Source organism: Sediminicola sp. 1XM1-17, from assembly GCF_037203765.1.
In the GTDB taxonomy this organism is placed as follows: Bacteria; Bacteroidota; Bacteroidia; order Flavobacteriales; family Flavobacteriaceae; genus Sediminicola.
In genome coordinates this window covers 100681-121571 of sequence record NZ_JBBCAS010000009.1, presented here as the reverse complement: position 1 = coordinate 121571, position 20891 = coordinate 100681, and the positions used below count along the sequence as shown (strand labels likewise).

Annotated in this window: 17 protein-coding genes; 10 read left to right on the top strand and 7 right to left on the bottom strand. The window is 41.7% G+C overall.

The features are described 5' to 3' along the window. The 3 genes from WAA86_RS13845 to pepE form a co-directional block, all read right to left on the bottom strand. Positions 1–2240: beta strand repeat-containing protein (locus WAA86_RS13845; RefSeq protein WP_337301611.1), on the bottom strand; the 2240-nt coding region annotated here is incomplete at its 3' end. Between the two features lie 420 nt (positions 2241–2660). Further along, positions 2661–6320, bottom strand: a complete 3660-nt coding sequence (locus WAA86_RS13840; RefSeq protein ID WP_337301610.1) for a beta strand repeat-containing protein — start codon at positions 6318–6320, stop codon at positions 2661–2663. A gap of 125 nt (positions 6321–6445) precedes the next feature. Further along, a complete protein-coding gene (gene pepE / locus WAA86_RS13835) occupies positions 6446–7138 on the bottom strand; it encodes a dipeptidase PepE (protein ID WP_337301609.1) in 693 nt (230 codons plus the stop codon). Positions 7139–7328: 190 nt separating this feature from the next. Between pepE and WAA86_RS13830 the strand changes: the two genes are divergently transcribed. The 6 genes from WAA86_RS13830 (at position 7329) to WAA86_RS13805 (ending at position 12847) form a co-directional block, all read left to right on the top strand. Then, a complete protein-coding gene (locus tag WAA86_RS13830) occupies positions 7329–8081 on the top strand; it encodes a carboxypeptidase-like regulatory domain-containing protein (protein WP_337301608.1) in 753 nt (250 codons plus the stop codon). Positions 8082–8106: 25 nt separating this feature from the next. Continuing rightward, the gene (locus WAA86_RS13825; protein WP_337301607.1) at positions 8107–8850 is read left to right on the top strand and encodes a carboxypeptidase-like regulatory domain-containing protein; all 744 of its coding nucleotides are present in this window, start codon (positions 8107–8109) and stop codon (positions 8848–8850) included. Positions 8851–8912: 62 nt separating this feature from the next. Then, positions 8913–9425, top strand: coding sequence for a DUF6702 family protein (locus WAA86_RS13820; protein WP_337301606.1), 513 nt, complete (start codon positions 8913–8915; stop codon positions 9423–9425). A gap of 61 nt (positions 9426–9486) precedes the next feature. Further along, a complete protein-coding gene (locus WAA86_RS13815) occupies positions 9487–11796 on the top strand; it encodes a M1 family metallopeptidase (protein ID WP_337301605.1) in 2310 nt (769 codons plus the stop codon). A 185-nt stretch (positions 11797–11981) separates the two neighbouring features. After that, positions 11982–12263, top strand: coding sequence for a Sec-independent protein translocase subunit TatA/TatB (locus WAA86_RS13810; RefSeq protein ID WP_337301604.1), 282 nt, complete (start codon positions 11982–11984; stop codon positions 12261–12263). Between the two features lie 8 nt (positions 12264–12271). Then, a complete protein-coding gene (locus WAA86_RS13805) occupies positions 12272–12847 on the top strand; it encodes a phosphatase PAP2 family protein (protein WP_337301603.1) in 576 nt (191 codons plus the stop codon). Here the strand turns inward: WAA86_RS13805 and WAA86_RS13800 are convergent. Then, positions 12810–13451 carry an O-methyltransferase gene (locus WAA86_RS13800; protein ID WP_337301602.1) on the bottom strand — a complete coding sequence of 214 codons (642 nt, stop codon included), beginning with the start codon at positions 13449–13451 and terminating at the stop codon, positions 12810–12812. The genes WAA86_RS13805 and WAA86_RS13800 overlap by 38 nt on opposite strands. An 87-nt stretch (positions 13452–13538) precedes the next feature. Between WAA86_RS13800 and WAA86_RS13795 the strand changes: the two genes are divergently transcribed. The 3 genes from WAA86_RS13795 to WAA86_RS13785 all read left to right on the top strand — a co-directional run bounded on the left by WAA86_RS13795 (position 13539) and on the right by WAA86_RS13785 (position 16522). Further along, positions 13539–14009 (top strand): GNAT family N-acetyltransferase, encoded by a 471-nt coding sequence (locus tag WAA86_RS13795; RefSeq protein WP_337301601.1) that lies wholly within the window; start codon positions 13539–13541, stop codon positions 14007–14009. A gap of 67 nt (positions 14010–14076) precedes the next feature. Continuing rightward, entirely contained in the window at positions 14077–15345 is a 1269-nt protein-coding gene (kynU, locus tag WAA86_RS13790; protein WP_337301600.1) for a kynureninase, read from the top strand. Positions 15346–15376: 31 nt separating this feature from the next. Continuing rightward, a complete protein-coding gene (locus WAA86_RS13785) occupies positions 15377–16522 on the top strand; it encodes an MFS transporter (RefSeq protein WP_337301599.1) in 1146 nt (381 codons plus the stop codon). Positions 16523–16531: 9 nt separating this feature from the next. Here the strand turns inward: WAA86_RS13785 and WAA86_RS13780 are convergent, their stop codons facing one another. Beyond that, positions 16532–17212 carry a hypothetical protein gene (locus WAA86_RS13780; protein ID WP_337301598.1) on the bottom strand — a complete coding sequence of 227 codons (681 nt, stop codon included), beginning with the start codon at positions 17210–17212 and terminating at the stop codon, positions 16532–16534. Between the two features lie 121 nt (positions 17213–17333). Between WAA86_RS13780 and WAA86_RS13775 the strand changes: the two genes are divergently transcribed. After that, positions 17334–17882, top strand: a complete 549-nt coding sequence (locus WAA86_RS13775) for a ClpP family protease (protein WP_337301597.1) — start codon at positions 17334–17336, stop codon at positions 17880–17882. Between the two features lie 147 nt (positions 17883–18029). Here the strand turns inward: WAA86_RS13775 and WAA86_RS13770 are convergent, their stop codons facing one another. Beyond that, positions 18030–19562 carry a cryptochrome/photolyase family protein gene (locus tag WAA86_RS13770; protein WP_337301596.1) on the bottom strand — a complete coding sequence of 511 codons (1533 nt, stop codon included), beginning with the start codon at positions 19560–19562 and terminating at the stop codon, positions 18030–18032. A gap of 22 nt (positions 19563–19584) precedes the next feature. Further along, on the bottom strand, positions 19585–20886 hold the full coding sequence (locus WAA86_RS13765; RefSeq protein WP_337301595.1) for a DASH family cryptochrome: 1302 nt from the start codon (positions 20884–20886) through the stop codon (positions 19585–19587). Positions 20887–20891: the final 5 nt, after the last annotated feature.

Genomic DNA, 20891 nt, shown 5'->3' with positions numbered 1-20891 from the left:
AGGGCGGTATTGTCCGATTTGTTGGCCGAATCCTCCTTGGTGGCGATGGCCGCCGTATTGTTGGCAATATCGGTATCGTTGGAACTGATATTGGCGGTATTGGCCGCAATGTCCGATTGTAGGGCCGCATCATCGTAGAACGCCCCTCCATCGGTGATGCTCGCGGTAATATCGTTGCCCGCATCCCCACTGACGATGGTCTGGTTGGAAGCGGTGATCTCATTGTCCACATAGGTCTTCACGGCATTCTGCGTCGGGAACAGGACAATCGAATTTCCCAGGGCGGTATTGTCCGATTTGTTGGCCGAATCCTCCTTGGTGGCGATGGCCGCCGTATTGTTGGCAATATCGGTATCATTGGAACTGATATTGGCGGTATTGGTCGCAATGTCCGATTGTAGGGCTGCATCATCGTAGAATACTCCTCCATCGGATGCACTGACAGAAATGTCGTTGCCAGGATCTACACTAATTTGGGAACTCCATTCAACTGCATTCCCGACTGTATTTGTTCTTAATATTTGATGGGAAGTTCCATTTAAAATGTTTTCAACTCGGACCGCATCATCCGCAAGTTTGGTATTGTCAACAGCATCATTGGCGATATCAACAGTTGCAATCGTTCCATTGGTGATGTCCTCGGATAAAATGGTTTCATTTAGAATTTTAGAGGAGGTTATCACATTGGGTTGTATAGTAACCACTCCTCCATTATTCATAAAAACATCTCCAGAAACAATTACTTCTTGTGCATTATTGGAGGTGTCGCCTACGTAAATTTTTCCGTTATCCAAGGTGCTCAATTCCCCTACTTTGGTGTCGACATAATTTCTCGTCGCAGCGTCTTGGGCCGCAGCTGGATCCAAAACATTTCTTATGCGTTGAGCTCCGGCGTCATTACCCTGTGTTAAAACCTTACCTAGGGTCAGGTTGTTTAAATTGGTATTGATCTCGTTTAACGCTCCTTCAACATTGGTAGATGTTAACCCAGCAGCGGGCGAGTACGGATTGGAGATGGCCCTAGTGTCAATGGTCACATCACTACCATCATTATTGGTAAAGGTGTACGTACCGTTGCCATTATCAATTAAGTCCGACTTGTTTACTTTTTGTACCGTGCCGTTCTCATTGGTATAGGTGATGAACCCATCATTGGTGTCGGTCAGATTCGTTACCGTTTCGTTGATTATGACTGCGGTCCCACTCTCATTGTTATAGGTGGCTATCGCCTTCCCGCTCCCAGCAGTACCAGTTACTGTGGTGATCGTTTCATTGATGTCGTTAAAAGTGCCGTCTGCTTTGGTAATGGTTGCAATTCGTTTGCCAGAAATAAGATTGGTTAGAGAAAATCCATTGGTGTCGATAGTCTGTACTGTTCCGGATTCATCGGTATAGGAATATGTGCCGTTACCATTGTTGGTCAAGGTGGAGATGGAGGTGTCCTGTATGGTTATTGTAGTGCCGTCTGATTTTGTGAAGGTGTAGGTTCCATCTAAATTATCAACCAGATTGATGGTATTGTTGGCCCCATCCAATTCATCCAGCGCCTCTTGGACATTCGTAGCCGATAAATTGGAACTTGCATTATTGTAGCCCACTTCATCCGCAGAAACCAGCCCCGATTGATCTGTCCATTCTACCGCTCCTGCAGTATTGGTGGTCAGTACCTGATTGCTGGTTCCTGGACCAATATCTATGGGCTGTATGGAGCCGTTGATAATTTCTGGTGATCCTACTGCATTGTCTGCCATTGCAGCATTACGGACCGCATTGTCTCTTAATTGAGCCGATCCTACGGAAGAACCCGCCAAATCAGCTTGTTTGATAGACCCATCCTGAATATTTTCATCATTGATAATACCTACCTCAAAATTGAAGCTGGTGCCACTAGCATCTTGGGTAATGAAAATGGTGGGAAACGTATTGATAATGGCATCAGTGGTAAAGGTCTGTGAATTTAAATCTTGAAGTTTAACACTAACGGCATTGCCGGCGGTATCTGTTAAGACCAGATTTCCATTGTCAACAGCTAAACTTTCATTGAGGCTATTGATCTCAGTGACATTGTTATTGGCATCACTAAAAGTGTATGTGCCATCTCCATTGTCGACCAAATTAATGTTTCCGGAATTGGTCAACGCATCGCAAAGGTTCAACCATTGAATGCCATCGTAATAATGGACACATTGGGTTTCGGTATTGTAAACCAAGGCACCCTGAAGAGGGGTAATTGCATTCATTTGGGTCGTATTCACCCTAGTAAGCACAAAGGCCCGAGAAGTGCTTTCCAGTTCCAAAACTGAAGATGGATCTAAATTTTGCGGGTTGGTGCCAATTTTAATTTGACTAATGGAATTTGTACTAATTAATAGGAAAGAAAAAACAAAAAATAGCTTGAAATTCATAAGATATGGGGGTTATCCTGATAAAAAGTTTAGAAAACAAAAATAAGATTTAATGCATATTAAACTAATAATACGGAGAGAAAGCCAAAACCTTTTCGTTGAATGGTAGGTCTGTGAAAGTCATTGTAATGAATTGCCGGCTGCTGTTATTTTCGTCAAAGATTTTGGGCAGGTAATTCATTTGGCATTACCAATTATGACTCCAGTCAAATCGTAATTATCTGTATATGAATATTATACAATAAAAAAGCCGTTTTATTCTTTTTTCAGCAAAGCCTTAATTTCTTCCAAGTCTTTCTTCAAGGTTACCAGTTCCAAGGATAAAGTCTCATTTTCAAGTTTGAGCTGTACTATCTTTTTTTCCTGCTCAATGGTGTGCAGGAATAGTTCTTCTATTTTTTCGAGGTTTTTTAAGGCACCTTCTGTTAGATTCCAAAAACCTGCTTCTTTAACTTCTGCGGCTGATTTAATCCCTGGCAGATGGTGGTGTTTTTCTATAAAGTGAGCTACCTTTTCTAGGGTAGAGAATTCATAATCTTTTTTAAGACTAGAGGTGCCCAAGAAGTATTTTTGAAAGACGTAGTCGGGATGTACTACTGTAGCTGCTACAGTAACAGTATTACTGACATTTAAATCCCCTGTTATTGTGGTGTCCCCAGCGGCCAGGGTTCCTGTGGTCACTACGGGCTGTGCTCCGAAGTTTGGATCTATCTTTGTGCCACTAATTGCAGCACCTGAATTAATATCTATATTAAAAATACTATCATCATCAATTTCATCTGAAGAAACGGCATTTGACTGTATTTCTCCGGGACCTATTGCATTATCACCTATATCTCCTTGTGAGATTGAATTTGAGGAAATATTTCCTGAAGGTCCTCCTGTAATTACAAGATTGGACTCATTGATATCAATATCTACTTCATTGTTGGGACCATCGTTGATTACTGAAACTTTATTGGATGCCGCGTTTATACTTTTGAATTCAAGATCTACCCCGGTTTTTTGGATGAAGATTGGAATTCCGCCCACACCTTGGTTGGAACCCGTGTTCACCTCTCCACCTGTCGCTATTCCGTCAACTTCGGTTTGGATTTCTTCTATTGCCGCCTGAACGTTGGCACTTGTGGTGTTACCCGTGGGAGCAAAAGTAACAACGGCCGCAGCTGGGGTGTGACTTAAATCAGAAATCTGACTTTCCGTTATGGTTAGGTTGGTCTCGTTGATATCAACATCCACTTCATTGTTGGGACCATCGTTGGTCACTGAAACTTTATTGGATGCCGCGTTTATACTTTTGAATTCAAGATCTACCCCGGTTTTTTGGATGAAGATTGGAATTCCGCCCACACCTTGGTTGGAACCCGTGTTCACCTCTCCACCTGTCGCTATTCCGTCAACTTCGGTTTGGATTTCTTCTATTGCCGCCTGAACGTTGGCACTTGTGGTGTTACCCGTGGGAGCAAAAGTAACAACGGCCGCAGCTGGGGTGTGACTTAAATCAGAAATCTGACTTTCAGTTATGGTTAGGTTGGCCTCATTAACATCAATATCCACTTCATTGTTTGGGCCATCGTTGGTCACTGAAACTTTATTGGATGCCGCGTTTATACTTTTGAATTCAAGATCTATCCCGGTTTTTTGGATGAAGATTGGAATTCCGCCCACTCCTTGGTTGGAACCCGTGTTCACCTCTCCACCTGTAGCTATTCCATCAATATCGGTCTGTAGCTCAACAATCGCGGCTTGTACATCCGCACTAGTGGTATTGCCGGTGGGCGTAAAAGGAACTTGTAGGGCAGTTTGATTATCTGTGTCAACTGTATGTGTCAAATCAGAAATCTGACTTTCAGTTATGGTTAGGTTGGCCTCATTAACATCAATATCTACTTCATTGTTGGGGCCATCGTTGGTCACTGAAACTTTATTGGATGCCGCGTTTATACTTTTGAATTCAAGATCAACCCCGGTTTTTTGAATGAAGATTGGAATTCCGCCCACACCTTGGTTGGACGCAGTGTTCACCTCTCCACCTGCAGTCAATCCGTCAACCTGTGTTTGGATTTCTTCTATTGCTGCCTGAACGTTATTGCTTGTTGTGTTACCTATTGGTGAGAATACTACTTCATTGGCAACTTGATCATCAGTTCCCAACAGGCTCGATAGATCCACCGCTGGCAAAACATTGGCGCCTTCGGCAATATTTAAATCGGTTCCGTTAAGCGTAAAGCTGGTTATCAATTCATCGCTTGGGTTGGCAGCCCCTCCCCCTGAGATTCCATCAATTTCTGTTTGCAGTTCTTCAATAGCCAATTGCACGTTGTCACTGGTGGTATTTCCATTAGGTGTAAAGGTCACATCAACAGCAGCAGGATTCCCTGCTCCCGCAAGGAAAGATAAATCCGCTGTATCTGTATTTCCGCCTTCAATTGTAATCGTTAAAATATTGGAGGTATTATCAAAGGTGAAATCGGTTATGGACTGGTTGTCAGTATTATCAAGAAATGGTGCTAGGTTAATTGGTGGCCCACCATCTTCCAAGGTTAAAATATTGCCACTGAGCGAAATTTGTTGATCATCAGTGTCTACGCCGCTTAATGCACCTAAATCCACCGATGTAGAGTTTCCATCTTCAATATCAATTTGCAAAACCGTGCCAGAAAGCGAAGCTCCAGTTAAGTTTTGGTTGTCTGAACCGGTATCACTTAAACTGGAAAGGTCCACTGCGTTGGCAGGGGTAGCAGGATTGGTCAAGGTTAAAATATTCGTGCTGGCATTAAAAAATAGGTTTGATAATTCATTGGTGTCATCCGTATCTCCATCGTTGTATAGAGCCCCTCCATCTGTACCCGCTGCTATAGAATTTGGGGTGTTGCTACTTACAATAATTTGTGCAGAACTTCCAACTTGTGCATCCACATAATTCCTTGTCGCTGCATCTTGGGGCAAGACAGGTTCGGCAAGATTACTGATGATTTGATTGCCTGCATTATTCCCCTGGGTAAGTATATCTGCAACAGTCAATGTATTTATATTTCCTGTCACCTCATCTAGGGCATCCTGGACATTATTGGCGGCTAATCCAGCAATGCCATTGTTATAGCTTACCTCATCGGCAGCAACTAGCCCTGATTGGTCCACCCACTGAACAACACCTGTGGCATTGGTAGTCAAAATCTGGTTATTGCTCCCAGGGCCTAAATCTACAGGTTGCACAGAGCCATTGATAATTTCCAGAGATCCAACCGCATTATCCGCCATGGCATTGTTTGTCACTGCGTTTTGACTCAATTTTGATTGCGTTACGGAATTAGGGGCCAGATCTTCACGAAAAATTGTGCCATCCTGAATACTTTCGCCATCAATAACTCCTACCTCAAAATTGAAGTTGTTACCAGAGGCATCCTGAGTGATGAAAATGGTTGGAAAGGTGTTGATAATGGCGTCCGTGGTAAAGGTCTGCGCACTGAGATTCTGCAGCTCAACACTTATGGCATTTCCAGCGGTATCCGTTAAAATTAAATTACCATCATCAACAACCAGACTTTCATTGAGGTTATTGATCTGTGTGATATTGTTATTGGCATCGCTAAAGGTATAAGTCCCATCGCCATTGTCCACCAAACTAATGTTGATGGAATTGGCAAGCGCGTCACAGAGATTAAACCACTGGTTTCCATTGTAATAGTGAATGCATTCACTGTCCGTATTGTAAACCAGGGCGCCTGCTAAAGGAGCAATGGCATTCATCTGGGCAGAGTTGACCCTAGTAATGACCAATGCCCTTGAAGTACTCTCCAGTTCCAATACTGAAGCTTGATTGATATTTTGAGGGTTGTCACCAATTTTTATTTGACCGTAAGTCAAAGTGCCAATGGATATTAGGGAAATAAAAAGGGCATCTTTTAATCTCATAGACAAAGAATTTATCCTTGGTATTGCCAAGTCTATAAAAATAAAACGATTTGACCATTTCCCTAAATTATAGGGCCAAAATACCCTTACAAACGTTTAACGGAGAACTTATCGGTTAAACGGTGCTAAAACGGAATACTTTCGGACTCATAAGGGGTTTTTCCGGCTTCAAAAATGCGGGCAGTTCCTTTTCCTTTCAAGAGTGTCTTTCCATTTTCCACCCAAATAAAGTTGCCTTCCCTAAGGCCAACCACCGGAGTGGTATTGAAACAGTGAAATTCTTTGATCCTTGTCTCACGGGTTTCCCCATTGTGACGTCCATTGGGATTGGGATCCAGATAATGCGGATTTAAATTGAAATTGACCAACCCCAAGGTTTTAAAACTTGAAGGGTATACTATGGGCATATCATTGGTGGTCTGCATGGTAGGTCCGGCAATATTGCTGCCAGCACTGGAACCCATATAAGGGATGCCGCTCTCCACTTTTTCCTTGATGACGGCTATCAATCCCAGATCATGAAGCTGTTTTACCAACAGGAAGGTGTTTCCCCCGCCCGTAAATATAGCCTCGGCCTTTTCCAGTCCTTCCTTTGGATCTGCATAAGTGTGCAGTCCCACCACTTTTTTGTTGATTTTGGCAAAGGCTTTAACGACCACTTCGGTATAGGCGTCATGGGTGATACCACCAGGTCTGGCGAACGGGACAAAGGTTATGGTGTCCACATCTTTGAAAAATATTTCCAAATCCTTGGTAAGATAGGATAGATAGGTTTCCCCGAAGAGGGTAGAGGTGCTTGCCAATAATAACTTTTTCATGGTTTCGGATTCGCTTTAAGGATACAAATTAACAAAAGTTTAATGGGGATATATTTTTTTTTGAACACAACTTACATTTTCTTTATCCATGTTAATATCGGTGTTCAACATTCTTTTTTGTAACTTTAATTAGGACGTATATTGTTTTAGTGACAATCGCCCAACCGATAAGATACACTAAATTGCTACTATGAAAAATCTAATGATATTTGCCTTTCTTTTGCTTGGTTTTGGAATAACAAATGCACAGGATGATGGCCGTACCCTTTTAAGGGGAAAGGTGCTGTACAGAAGTTCCAACGTGCCCAATGAGAACGTGATCAATACAACTTCTGAATATGCTACCATCACCAATGATGATGGAGAATTTGCGATTCGGGTAAAAGCTGGGGACGAGCTTGTCTTTACCGCTGTCAATTACCAAATATTACAAGTGAAGGTGACGCAAGAAATGATAGATAACAATAGATTGGTGGTAGAGGTAAATGAAAAGGTGACCGAGTTGGATGAAGTAATAGTGAGTCCCGAGAACCAAGAAAAATTTCTGCAATTACAGAATGATAGATTGCAAAAACAGTATGATTATGAAATAGACCGTTCAACAGAAGTGGAGAATATAGCATTATCACAACAGGATAGAGGGATGCAGTACGGACTTAATTTTGTCAATATTTTCAAAGCGCTGTTCAAGTCCAACGAAAAGGGGGAAGTGGAATCAAAAGCGCCGATTAAATTGAGCGATGTAATGCGACAAGTATATGATGACCGCTTTTTTGTGGAAGACCTAAACCTGCCGCAGGATAAAATTGATAGTTTCCTGGTCTATTGCGATGATAAGATCCCTACCCAAGCCCTGTTGAAAAAGGACAACGAGTTTCAGTTGATCGATTTCTTGGTGACCTACAGTAAATTGTATCTTAAAGAATTGGACACTGAGAAGTAAGGTTGTAATCATAAGTTTCTTCCTGATGGGTGTTTCTGCAGGAGCACAGACTTTTTTTTCCAAGGAATTGGAAGGCCGTGTCCTGAACGAAAGCGGAGATGTGGCCGCTACCCATGTGATCAATACCACAACAAATAGGGCCACCATAACCAGTGCGGAAGGTTTTTTTAAGATTGCAGTCGCCCTGAACGACACCTTGGTTTTTTCTGCAGTGCAGTTCAAAAAAAAAGAATTGGTCGTCACCCAGTCCGTCTTGGATAGCAAAAGCCTTTTTATAACCATGGAAGATGCCCTAACAGAATTGGACGAAGTAGTGGTAAGGCCGTATAGCCTATCGGGCGATATTACCAAGGATTTGGAAGAATTGAAAACAGAACCAGTAGTCACGGCATCTACTTTGAATCTGCCCAATGCCTACGCCAAGACCTGGACACAGACCGAAAGAATTCTGCATGAGGCTACCTCGGGAGGGGGAATTGTGCCATTGAATCCCATCTTGAACGGCATCTCCGGTAGGACCAAAATGTTGAAGAAACAATTGAAATTGGAGGAAACTTATGCCAGGACAGAGCGGGTCAAGGCCTTCTACGCGGATTCCCTTTTTGTTCAGGATTTAAAAATTCCAATTTCCAGAATTGATGACTTTATGTATTTCTGTGAAGTTGATGCCGAATTTAGCGGTCTGGTGGATACCCAAGACCGATTGAAAATATGGAGTTTCTTTAAAAAGAAGAGCGTAGTGTATAGAGCCAATAACGATTTGGACTAGTCAAATGTTCAACTTGTCATGCAACATGTTTTGGCACATAAATTGTTTAATAATAAAATATAATGAGGTTACAAGGAATAAAAAAAGGATTTTTACTGCTATTGTTGCCATTACTGGCCTTTACGGCGGCGCATAAGTTTTACCTGAGTGTCACTAATGTGCAGTATTCAGAAAAAGACGAGGCACTTCAAATTACATCGAGGATCTTTATCGATGATTTTGAGGATATTTTGGAAGAGCGTTATGGTGTGCATACGAATCTGGCAACACCTCTGGAATCAAAAACCGCCGATTTCCATATCGAAAAATACCTGAGGTCCAAAATGCTCATTTGGGTAGACGGGAAGCAGATAGCGTATAAATTTTTGGGTAAAAAATATGACAATGATGTCATGGTCTGCTATCTTGAGGTTCCTAAAATCAAATTATCCAAAATTAAAACCATAGAACTCCAAAACGAAGTGCTCACAGATTTGTTCGAAGAGCAGCAAAATGTATTGCATTTTAAAATCAATGGCAACAAGAAAAGTTTTGTGCTGATGAAGGATAATAATAAAGGAATGTTAAAATTATAACTTCTTCAATCGATTTCTTAAAAAATGGGTAATTTCCCGCGACTAAAAATTTTTTAAGAAAATGAACAAACTAAAGTATTGTTTTGCTTCTCTTTTGTTTTTGTTCGCGGCCACAGTGACCGCACAGGAAGAAGTGAAGAAAGAACGGGAACCAGGGCATACGGCCCAAAGTAAATTTAGGCAAATGTACCAAGAGTTTGCCACTCCCAACACCTATAGGTCTGCATCAGGTGCTCCTGGCCCCGACTACTACCAGCAGCAGGCCAATTATAAGATGGATATTTTGTTGGACGACAAAAATGCCAAAATCTACGGTACAGAAACCATTACCTATATCAATAATTCACCTGATGATCTTGAATTCCTTTGGCTTCAATTGGATCAGAACGTTAGGACCAAAGATTCCAAATCCCTTTTAAAAGATGGGGAAGGGGTTCCTTTGGCGGAGCCTACAGAAGGATTCGTACAAAAGTATTTGACAGGAAACTTCGATGGAGGTTTCAACATAGAATATGTAAAGGACGCTTCTGGAAAGGATTTGCCATATACGATAAACCAAACAATGATGCGTGTAGACCTACCGCAGCCATTGAAAAGTAAGGCCCAAGTTTCTTTTTCTGTTAAATGGTGGTACAACATACCTGACCATACCGTGAATAGGGCGAGATCAGGATACGAGTATTTCCCTGCCGATGGCAATAGGGCGTATGTTATAGCGCAATTCTTTCCGAGAATGGCTGTTTACAGCGATGTGGAAGGATGGCAGAACCATCAATTTTGGGGCAGTGGGGAGTTCGCATTGACCTTCGGGGATTATGAGGTGAACATAACCGTTCCTGCAGACCACATTTTAGATGGTACCGGAGAGCTTAAGAATAGGAAAGAGGTCTTCACCAAAACGATGATGGAACGCTATGAGAAAGCCAAAAAATCATACGACAAGCCTGTAATTATTGTTTCTCAAGCAGAAGCTGAGGAAGCAGAAAAAGGCTTTTCAGAGAAGACAAAAACATGGAAATTAAAGGCCCAGAATGTTAGGGATTTTGCATTCGCCACTTCACGAAAGTTTATCTGGGACATGCAGGCCGTTAAATTTGGTGCTAGGGACGTTATGGCGGTATCCATGTATCCCAAAGAAGGGAATCCATTGTGGGAAGACCTATCAACCAAAGCCGTGGCGCATACGTTAAAATCGTATTCCGCACACACCTTCGATTATCCATATCACAAAGCAATCTCTGTCCACGCCAAAAATCAAGGGATGGAATATCCTATGATCTGTTGGAACTACGGAAGACCCGATGAAAATGGAAACATTTCTGACCGTGTAAAATATGGTATGATCAGTGTGATCATACATGAAGTTGGACATAACTTCTTCCCTATGATCGTGAATTCAGATGAGCGTCAATGGGGCTGGATGGACGAAGGTTTGGATACCTTTATGCAGTACATAGCAGAACAGGAATTTGGAGAGGCTTTTCCAGAAGTGATTGCCCCCAATGAAAAATATCCTTCGAGAAGGGGTGAACCGTCCAAGATCGTACCTTACATGAGTGGCGATCAAAGTACTATTGCCCCGATCATGGAAAATCCCGAAAATGTATACCAATTGGGTAACAATGCTTACGGTAAACCGGCTACAGCCTTGAATATTCTTAGGGAAACTATTATGGGCAAAGAATTGTTCGACCATGCATTTAAGACCTACTCACACCGTTGGATGTTCAAACACCCAACACCTGAAGATTTCTTCCGTACCATGGAAGATGCTTCGGCAGTAGATTTGGATTGGTTCTGGAGAAGTTGGTTCTATACCACGGACTATGTGGATATAGGAGTGAAAGAAGTGAAAAAATTCTTTGTATCTGATAGACCTACCAAGAAGATGCAGGAATATATGGCCGAAAGGAACATCACGGAGGCAGATTTGCCACCATTGGTTTATTTGGCCGAAGAAGATAGTGAGGATGCCAATGCTGCACTTAAAGGAAAGGCGCCTTCAGAAAATTCAAAGACCTTAAATGAGTACATGATGGACAATATGACAGCTACCGAAAGAGCTGCCGTTAAGGAGCCAAAGTACTTCTATGAGATCACCTTTGACAAACCGGGAGGGATTCCAATGCCTATCATCGTGGAATATACCTATGCTGATGGTTCCAAGGAAAATATTACCTATCCGCCAGAAATTTGGAGAAAAAGTGATAAAGAGGTAAAAAGGGTAATGGCCACACAAAAAGAATTGGTGGGCATTGTGGTAGATCCAAAAGCAGAAACTGCAGATATAGATACAACCAACAACTCATGGCCTAAAAAAGATGAGAAATCAGACTTTGATCAGTTCAAGGATAGTATCAAAGGAGAGTAATTTTAAATAGTACCAATAAGGCCCCAATTGCTTTTAATGTAGTTGGGGCTTTTTTTATGGTTGATGCCAACGGAACTGATCTTCTCCTACCGCAGGGTTGGGAGCCTAGCTCGGACGAAGTAAATTTTAACTAATTTGGCAGGGCTTTTTTATTTAGCTGCCAAACTTCTCATTATATTTGTGGTATGTATGCAAATGTATTATTGTTCATAAGCGGTGGCGAGATATTCTTTATCATGTTTATTGTGGTAATGGTATTTGGTGCTGACAAAATACCGGATATCGCTAGAGGTCTGGGGAAAGGTATGCGACAATTGAAAGACGCAACCGAAGATATCAAACAAGAAATTTATAAAACTGCGGATAAGCAGGGCATCGACACAAGCTTTACCAAGGACATCAAGAGTGAAATTGATAAGGTTAAGGACAGCGTGGACGAAGTCACTGGTGTTATCAAGAGAAAGTAAGTTAATTGATGCTCGAGAAAATTGCGGAATGGGATCGTAATATCTTTATCTACCTTAATAGTCTGGGGATTGAAGATTATGACGTGTTTTGGTCCACAGTAACCAATATCAGCACATGGACCCCTTTGTTTGTTTTGTTTTTTATATTGCTCTGGATCAAGTATCCTAAAAAGGAAGCTATGTTCATGACACTGACCGTGTTGGTCTTGGTAGCTTTTGTTATGGGGTTTACAGATCTTACAAAGGAATTTGTGGCAAGGTTAAGACCCAACAACAACGAGGAAATAAATAAGGTGATCCGGATTTTGCGAAGTCCAAGCGGATACAGCTTTTTCTCTGGTCATGCTTCCAGTTCTTTTTCCATAACAACCCTGGTTTTCCTTTTTTTGAGACCTAAATATAAATGGGTTTCATTCTTTTATATCTGGCCCCTGTTGTTTACGTTCAGTAGGATCTATGTTGGGGTGCATTACCCAATAGATATTTTGGTCGGGGCAACGGTAGGCACCCTATCGGCCTTTTTGTTTTATTGGCTGTACCATAAATTTATAACACCCTACTTAGCGTCAACCCATCCCTTATAGGTAGCAATACCGTTTCTACCCGTGGGTCTTCCTTCAGTTTTTTATTATAGTCCAACAACACCTTGGTAGCTTTGTCATTGGGTTGCAACGGTTCAACCACCTTGCCTGACCAGAGCACGTTGTCCGAAAGGATAATACTTCCCTGTCTTGTTTTTGCAAGGGCGGCTTCAAAATAGGCATCGTAGCTGGTCTTGCCGGCATCTATAAAAACAAGGTCAAAAACCACATCCAATGTCGGGATCACCTTAACGGCATCGCCTACGTGCTGGACAATTTGATGTCCATACCCGCTCTTATCAAAATATCGCCGTTGTATGCCTCCCAGTTCTTCATTGACATCAATGGTATGCAATTCCCCGTCCTTTTGTAAACCTTCGGCAAGGCATATGGCCGAATACCCGGTATAAGTACCTATTTCAAGGATGTTCTTGGGAGAAATAATTTTGGAGAGCGCGCTCAAAACCCTACCCTGAAAATGTCCTGTGATCATCCGGGGCTGTATAACTTTTAGATGGGTTTCCCTAGTGAGTTCTTGGAGTACCAAAGGTTCCGGTTCGGAATGTTCTGCAATATAGTTTTCCAATAAAGGGGATAAGAAATGCATGGATACGTTTTTGCAAAATTATGTAATTATATGCTATTTTTGAGCAGGACCCGCGATTGATTCGTTTGCCAAACCAAGTTAGAGACCATGAAAGATTTTACATGTAGAAAGGCCACTATTGATGATCTGGAAACCTTATTGGGTTTTGAACAAGGTATTATTGTAGCTGAACGTCCTTTTGACCCAACTATTAAACAGGATCCGGTACATTATTACGACTTAAAGGAATATATCCTCTCGGACGATATAGAGGTTGTAGTAGTGGAAATCCATGGAGTGGTGATTGCCTCAGGTTATGCCCTGATCAAACAGGCACGACCCTATTTGGACCACAAGGAATATGCCTATTTGGGATTTATGTATACGGCTCCCGAATACAGGGGGCAGGGTGTTAATCAATTGATCATTGAAGTATTAAAAAAATGGGCTTCCGCCAAAGGAATGACAGAGATCAGGTTAACGGTCTATGATGATAATATTCCGGCTATCAAGGCTTATGAACGGGTTGGATTTAAAAAGCACATCATTGAAATGAGATTGAACACCCATAAATCCTGACGAATCTTACCGTAATATTAAGAATTAATTCTTTTTTGATATCGTATTTTTACCGAAAAACTACCCTATGCAATTTAAAAATACCCTCGAATACGCTCAACAATTGGATGCAGAAGACAAGCTTCGCAAATATCGTGACGAGTTTCATTTTCCAAAGGTAGATGGGAAACAGGTCATATATTTTACGGGAAATTCTCTGGGGCTTCAGCCGAAACGTACACAGAAATTTGTGGATGAGGTTATGACCGATTGGAAGGAGCTTGCTGTGGAAGGGCATTTTTATGCGGACAAGCCTTGGTGGGATTACCATGAAAGATTGGCCGCCCCATTGGCCAAAGTAGTGGGCGCAAAACCCGAAGAAGTAACGGTAATGAACACACTTACCGTAAACCTTCATTTATTGATGGTCTCTTTTTACAGGCCTACCAAAAAAAGGTATAGGATAATCTGCGAGGAAAAAGCATTCCCCTCCGATCAGTATATGTTACAGAGTCAGGTTCGCTTTCATGGGTTTGATAGTAATGATGCCATTGTAGAGGTAAAGAAAAGGGAAGGGGAGAATTTTTGGAGGACCGAGGATATTTTGCAGACTATTGAAGAGGTGGGCGATGAACTGGCCTTGGTCCTTATCGGTGGTGTCAATTATTACAACGGACAGGTATTTGATATGGAAACCATTACCAAAGCAGGTAAAGCCCAAGGAGCCTTTGTGGGGTGGGACCTCGCACACGCTGCAGGAAATATCAAATTGAAATTGCATGATTGGGATGTGGATTTTGCATCTTGGTGCAGCTATAAATATATGAACAGCGGACCTGGCAACGCTTCCGGGGTCTTTGTTAACGAACGCTATTTGAATCGTAAGGATATCCCTAGGTTCGAAGGTTGGTGGGGTACCAAAAGGGATACCCGTTTTTTGATGAAACCAGAATTTGAGCCCATGGAAAATGCGGATGCCTGGCAACTGAGCAATGCACCAATATTATCTGTAGCTCCCTATTTGGCATGCTTGGAACTTTTCGAAGAAGTGGGAATGGATGCGCTAATAGAAAAACGCAATAAGATTACAGCCTATTTGGAGTTTATTCTCCATGAGATCGATAAGGAGGTGGACAGTACTTTCGAAATAATAACACCAAAAGAAAGAGGCTGCCAATTATCGGTCTTCCTTCATGGGGAAGGACGGCCCTTGTTCGATTACTTAATGGAAAATGGCGTTATCACGGATTGGCGGGAACCCAATGTAATACGATTGGCGCCCGCACCCTTCTATTGTTCTTATGAGGACATGTACAGATTTGGACAAATTTTAAAAGCGGGAGTCTTAAAGAAATAAGTATTTTTGGCCGTTCAAAGTACCATAGCCTATGAAGTCTTTGCGGCTTATTCTTTCAAATCCTAGATATTTTGCCCCGGCCTGGGCTTTTGCAAGTTTAAATATCCTATTTGGGACTTGGGCCATTTACATTCCCCAGGTCAAGGGAGATCTCGGAATAGATAAGGCGAGCTTGGGATTTGCCCTATTTTTTCTTTCACTGGGAAATTTTACAATTTTCCCCTTGGCTTCTAAAATCATTAATGCCATTGGAGTGGGAAAGGCCACCTGGTATGGTGTTCTTTTGATCAGTATAGCGGCACTTCTGCCCTTTGTGGCGCCTAATTATTATGTTTTACTTGGGGCACTGTACCTATATGGTGCTGCTAATGGGTTTTTGGATATTTCCATGAATACCTTGGTGACCGAGATTGAAAAGGAAGATGGACAGCATTTTATGTCGGCTTCCCATGGATTTTTTAGTCTTGGAGGAGTATTGGCCGGTCTGGGCAGTTTTATGATATTCCTATTGGACAATCCCGTGCTCCATATTATCCTGGCAATACTATTGGTCCTTGTCGTAAACGTGTTTTTCTACAGGAATTATATCCATATAGTTTCTCCGCCCATTGAAAAGGAACCTTTTAAATTGAAGAATTTCAGACCGCTATTTTTAATTGGAGTGGTCTCTTTCGTTATTATGGGAAGCGAAGGGGCTATTGTAGATTGGAGTGGAATCTTTTTACAGGAAATCAGCAACGCCCCGGTCTCCTTGATAGGTGCCGGTTTTTTGGCATTTTCCATCACCATGACCGTAGGAAGGTTTTTGGGGGATGGGATCAGTGCCAAAATAGGTTCAATAAAGATTGTGGCCCTGGGAGCATTGGTGGCCATTATGGGATATTTCTTGGTTCTGACTACCTATACATTTCTGGCCATTTTAGGCTTCGCCTTTATAGGATTGGGATTCTCCGCCATTGTACCCGAGCTCTTCCGAATTGGAGGCAATATCAAGGGTGTCAAAACATCCCAAGGGGTTGCTTTTATTGCCGGTACAGGAGTCTCGGGATTTCTCTTGGGACCTGTGATCCTAGGTTATTTGGCTGAATCTTCCTCTTTGAAGTTAAGTTTTATGACCCTGTTGGGTTGTTGTATTGTGGTATTGTTTGCAACATTTGGCTTTAATAAAAAGAAGTAGGCCATTGGGCTACTGCGTAACTGCCTTGATATTGGTAAAATATAGTTTAAAGTCCCTATCCTTGTTTTGGTGCATTCTGGATATTTTTAAGCCATCTGCGTCCATATAATCCTCCCAAGTGGTCATAGTAGAGGGCTCAGGGCTGTTTCCCTTTCTAAAAACCCATTCTTTGATGATGTAGTCGTCCCCAAAATAAAAGTCATAAGCATCTCCAGGAGTGTAGCCGCCCTCATTGCCGTAAACAATGGTCAATTTTTGCATGGGCGTACCACTAATTGGGGAAATGGCCTCAGTCTCGTGTTCAAAGGTAAAATTGTCCTTGTCCCACACAAGATTATAAGGGGCAAGCAACCAATATTTGTCGTTTATAAATCCACCATCAGTCTTTATGGTAAGACTATCCACACTTTTTCTATTGTATACAATGGTATCGGTGGCGCTCATGGCGGTAACATCATTGGACTTTGTGTTCCACTTCCAAGAACGTTCATAATGGGTAGTGTCCCTATCCACATTAAAGGTAAATTCCAATTCCTTTAGACTGTTCCATTTCTCGATCCCGTGGGCATTGGCCACTTTTTCCAAGATGGTCAGTTCGGCTACTTCAGATTTGGATTCGTTTTTTTTATCTGACTTACAGCTGATAAAAATCAAGGTAGCCAAAGCAAAAAGGAGGGTATATTTTCTCATATTATTTAACTTTTCACAAATATAAATCCTTTTAGGTATATATTTGGGAAATCACTGGGTTTGTTCGGATAACAAATCCCGATAAATTGATTATTTTTGGGTGCAATAAAGAAAACTAACAATGAGTTCAAAAAAGGGTAAGATACAAGAAGCTATAGACGAAAAATTGCTGGAGGAGAGAAAAGTGTTTTTATGGGGAATGGTTGATGACGATTCCGCTAAACATGTAATTGATCGTCTTTTATATTTGGATTTACAGAACAATAAGGAAATACAATTGGTGATCAATAGTCCTGGGGGATATGTAACCGCTGGTTTTGCAATTTACGATACCATCAAATCATTGAAAAGCCCTGTTTCTACCGTTTGCTCGGGATTGGCGGCTTCAATGGGTTCTATCCTGTTGTCGGCAGGAAAAAAGGGGAGACGCTTTATTCAGCCACATGCCCAAGTAATGATCCACCAACCAAGTGGTGGGGCAAGGGGACAAGCTTCAAACATAGAAATCCAAGCACGTGAAATATTAAAAACACGTGACCTAAGTGCCCAAATTTTGGCAGATAACTGTGGTCAGGATTTTGAAAAGGTGAGGAAAGATTTTGATAGGGATTTTTGGATGAATGCCGAGGAGTCCATAGCTTACGGTATTGTAGATGGAATTTTAAAATAATTCCAGTTATAAATAAAAGTGAAAAGTCCTTTCCAAATCATTGGGAAGGACTTTTTCTATATATAGGCGCCTAAGCGGAATGAACAATATACATACGTTTCATCTTCTGATTTTGGATGAAGGAACGTCAAAAAAATGAATGGGGACTTAGAAGTTTTCAGGATGCGCTATTATTTGTTGTGCCCTTTCCTTTAAAGCAGCCAGTTCTTTTTTATCCTTTTTGTTAAGCAGGTTCAGCATCATGCCCATGCGTTGGTTATTTTGGAAATGCTCTTTTTTTTCATCCAAGAAGTTCCAATATAGGGCATTGAAGGGGCACGCATTGTCTTCAGTTTTTTTGGTATGGCTATAATGGCAACTGCTGCAATAATTGCTCATTTTATTGATGTAATTGGCGCTGCTTACGTAAGGTTTGGTCGCCACAATACCACCATCCGCAAATTGGCTCATCCCTCTGGTATTGGTAATCTCAACCCATTCAATGGCGTCAATATAAATGCCCAGATACCAGGCGTCCACGGCATCAGGGTGGGTTTGTGTAAGTAGGGCATAATTACCGGTAATCATCAATCGCTGGATATGGTGGGCATAGGAAGTTTCCAGGCTTTGGGATATGGCATGGTGCAGGCAATTCATTTTGGTATCGCCTGTCCAAAAGAAATCGGGCAGCTTATTGTGGTTATCAAGTTCATTTTTGTCTTTATACCCTGGCATTTCTTTCCAATAAATACCGCGCATGTATTCCCGCCAACCTAATATTTGTCTTATAAATCCTTCTACTTGGGAAATATGGATTTGGTCCGTATGCTCATAGTAATGATCCAATACCTTGTCAATGACTTCTTTTGGTGAAATCATCTTGCTGTTCATGGCAAACGATAGTCTGGAGTGGAAAAGGTAGTATTGGTCTGTATGTAGGGCATCTTGGTAATCACCAAAATGGATCAATAGATTCTTGCAGAAATAGTTCAACACAGAAAGAGTATCTGCTCTGGAGGTAGGCCAATTAAAGTTTTCGGGCGCTATAGTACCTATGGTATTTACTCCTGAAGCCTGTATTTCCTCAACCAAGGAAGTGACGTTTTTTCTAAAACCACGCTCGTGCGGAATTTCTGGGTCTCCTTTCCACTTTTTACGATTGCTTTGGTCGTAGTTCCATTTTCCCCCGTCCGGTTGTCCGTTCACCATCATGATGTCATGCTTCTTACGCATCATACGGTAGAAAGATTCCATGACCAATTGCTTCTTGCCTTCAAAGAAATCCTTAAGCTCATATCGTGAGGTAAAGAAATGTTCACTGTCACATGCTTCGGAATCAATGGAAAGGTCTTGGCAAATTTGAATTAATTGTTGGTCCAACCGGTATTCATCTGGCCATTGGTATTCAAATTTATCGGCCTTTATTTTTTCAATGTTATTTTGGATAATTTCATCCAATGCCTGAGGGTTATCAGAGGAACTGATCTGAAGGTAGATTACTTGGTGCCCTTTTTCTTTTAGTTCGTTTGAAAACTCTCTCATCGCTTGGAAAAAGGCCACTACTTTTTGGATGTGGTGTGTCACATAATCTGTTTCCTGACGCATCTCGGCCATGAGATAGGTTACCTCTGGATCTACGTCATTAAACCACGGATGTTTTAAGTTCAGTTGGTCTCCCAATATCAATCGTAATGTCTTCATGCTTCGTTTTTGTTTTGTTCTCTCAGAATAGGGATTCCTGTAACCATAATTTTTGAAATTTGCCCGATGGGTCATACATTTCAGCTTGTCTGCCAATATTGAATTTCCGGTCTCTGGGATCATTGCCCACCCCACTATTGTACATCCAGTTGCCCCAATTGCTATGCACGTCGTAATCCAACAGCATACTTTCAAAATAGGCCGCTCCAATACGCCAATCCTGACATATTTCCTTGGCCCAAAAGCTGGCTACATTCTGTCTGCCCCTATTGCTCATCCAGCCCGTAAGGGCCAACTCCTTCATGTTTGCATTGACAAACGGATATTTGGTGTGCCCATTGATCCATTGTGCTTTCTTTCGGTCATCGGTACCCCAATCGTAGTTCTTATTGAGGAGTCCACCTATTTGAAAAATTTTGGAGCGGTGTTTGAGAGAAATATATTTGAAATAATCGCGCCAAATAAGTTCAAATACAAGCCAATAAGTGTCTTGGTTCTTTTGGACCTCCTGTTCAAAGTGCTTCACCTCCCAATAGATGGTACGCGGAGAAATACTGCCATTGGCCAGCCAAGGGGATAGTTTTGAACTATAGGCCTCACCTACAAGTCCATTTCTTGTTCTCTTATAGGTTGCCAAGTTCTTGGTTTCCCAAAAATAGTTCTCAATTCTACTTAGGGCTTTTGTCTCTCCTCCTTGGAATGGGAAGGCAGATCTTTGGTCAATGGAAAATGCTTGAAATCCTAAATCTTCAAGGGTTGGAACCGCAGTGTCATTGGATATCAAATGTTCCGGTAGCCTTGGTGATGGGTCATGTAGGCAAGGCCTTATGGCGGAATATTTTTCTAACTTTTTGCGAAATGCCGTAAAAACCTCTGGAACATGTTCCATGCGATCAAAGGGTATGTCCTCTGGATGAAAAAGGAACTGGTCGTAATTTTCTTTTAAGGCAGTAGTTGATGGTAAATAGGATTTTACAGCTTCCAAAACCTTGTTTTCTTCGGAAGTCCATTCTTTTTGAAGGTAAATATGGTCTATTTTGAATTGTTTTGTCAAGGTAGGGATGAGAACCTCAGGTTTTTGATGGTAAACAAGCAAGGGGATATTGAGTTTCTCAAGATTTTTCTTTAAGTCCAGAACCGTTTCCACCAGGAATCTGGCCCTGTACTTTTCTGTCTTTTTAAAGCCGAAAGGTCCTTGGTCAAAATGTCTGGGATCAAAACAGTACACCCCAATTACCTGGTCTTCTCTTTCGGTACAGGCATTGAAAAGTGACTGATTGTCCTTTGTTCTTAGGTCATTTCTGAACCAGACTAAATTATTCATAATCG

Coding starts and splice junctions, on each gene's coding strand:
- WAA86_RS13840 (WP_337301610.1), bottom strand. CDS start 6,320: ATGAGATTAAAAGATGCCCTTTTTATTTCCCTAATATCCATTGGCACT.
- pepE (WP_337301609.1), bottom strand. CDS start 7,138: ATGAAAAAGTTATTATTGGCAAGCACCTCTACCCTCTTCGGGGAAACC.
- WAA86_RS13830 (WP_337301608.1), top strand. CDS start 7,329: ATGAAAAATCTAATGATATTTGCCTTTCTTTTGCTTGGTTTTGGAATA.
- WAA86_RS13825 (WP_337301607.1), top strand. CDS start 8,107: ATGGGTGTTTCTGCAGGAGCACAGACTTTTTTTTCCAAGGAATTGGAA.
- WAA86_RS13820 (WP_337301606.1), top strand. CDS start 8,913: ATGAGGTTACAAGGAATAAAAAAAGGATTTTTACTGCTATTGTTGCCA.
- WAA86_RS13815 (WP_337301605.1), top strand. CDS start 9,487: ATGAACAAACTAAAGTATTGTTTTGCTTCTCTTTTGTTTTTGTTCGCG.
- WAA86_RS13810 (WP_337301604.1), top strand. CDS start 11,982: ATGTATGCAAATGTATTATTGTTCATAAGCGGTGGCGAGATATTCTTT.
- WAA86_RS13805 (WP_337301603.1), top strand. CDS start 12,272: ATGCTCGAGAAAATTGCGGAATGGGATCGTAATATCTTTATCTACCTT.
- WAA86_RS13800 (WP_337301602.1), bottom strand. CDS start 13,451: ATGCATTTCTTATCCCCTTTATTGGAAAACTATATTGCAGAACATTCC.
- WAA86_RS13795 (WP_337301601.1), top strand. CDS start 13,539: ATGAAAGATTTTACATGTAGAAAGGCCACTATTGATGATCTGGAAACC.
- kynU (WP_337301600.1), top strand. CDS start 14,077: ATGCAATTTAAAAATACCCTCGAATACGCTCAACAATTGGATGCAGAA.
- WAA86_RS13785 (WP_337301599.1), top strand. CDS start 15,377: ATGAAGTCTTTGCGGCTTATTCTTTCAAATCCTAGATATTTTGCCCCG.
- WAA86_RS13780 (WP_337301598.1), bottom strand. CDS start 17,212: ATGAGAAAATATACCCTCCTTTTTGCTTTGGCTACCTTGATTTTTATC.
- WAA86_RS13775 (WP_337301597.1), top strand. CDS start 17,334: ATGAGTTCAAAAAAGGGTAAGATACAAGAAGCTATAGACGAAAAATTG.
- WAA86_RS13770 (WP_337301596.1), bottom strand. CDS start 19,562: ATGAAGACATTACGATTGATATTGGGAGACCAACTGAACTTAAAACAT.
- WAA86_RS13765 (WP_337301595.1), bottom strand. CDS start 20,886: ATGAATAATTTAGTCTGGTTCAGAAATGACCTAAGAACAAAGGACAAT.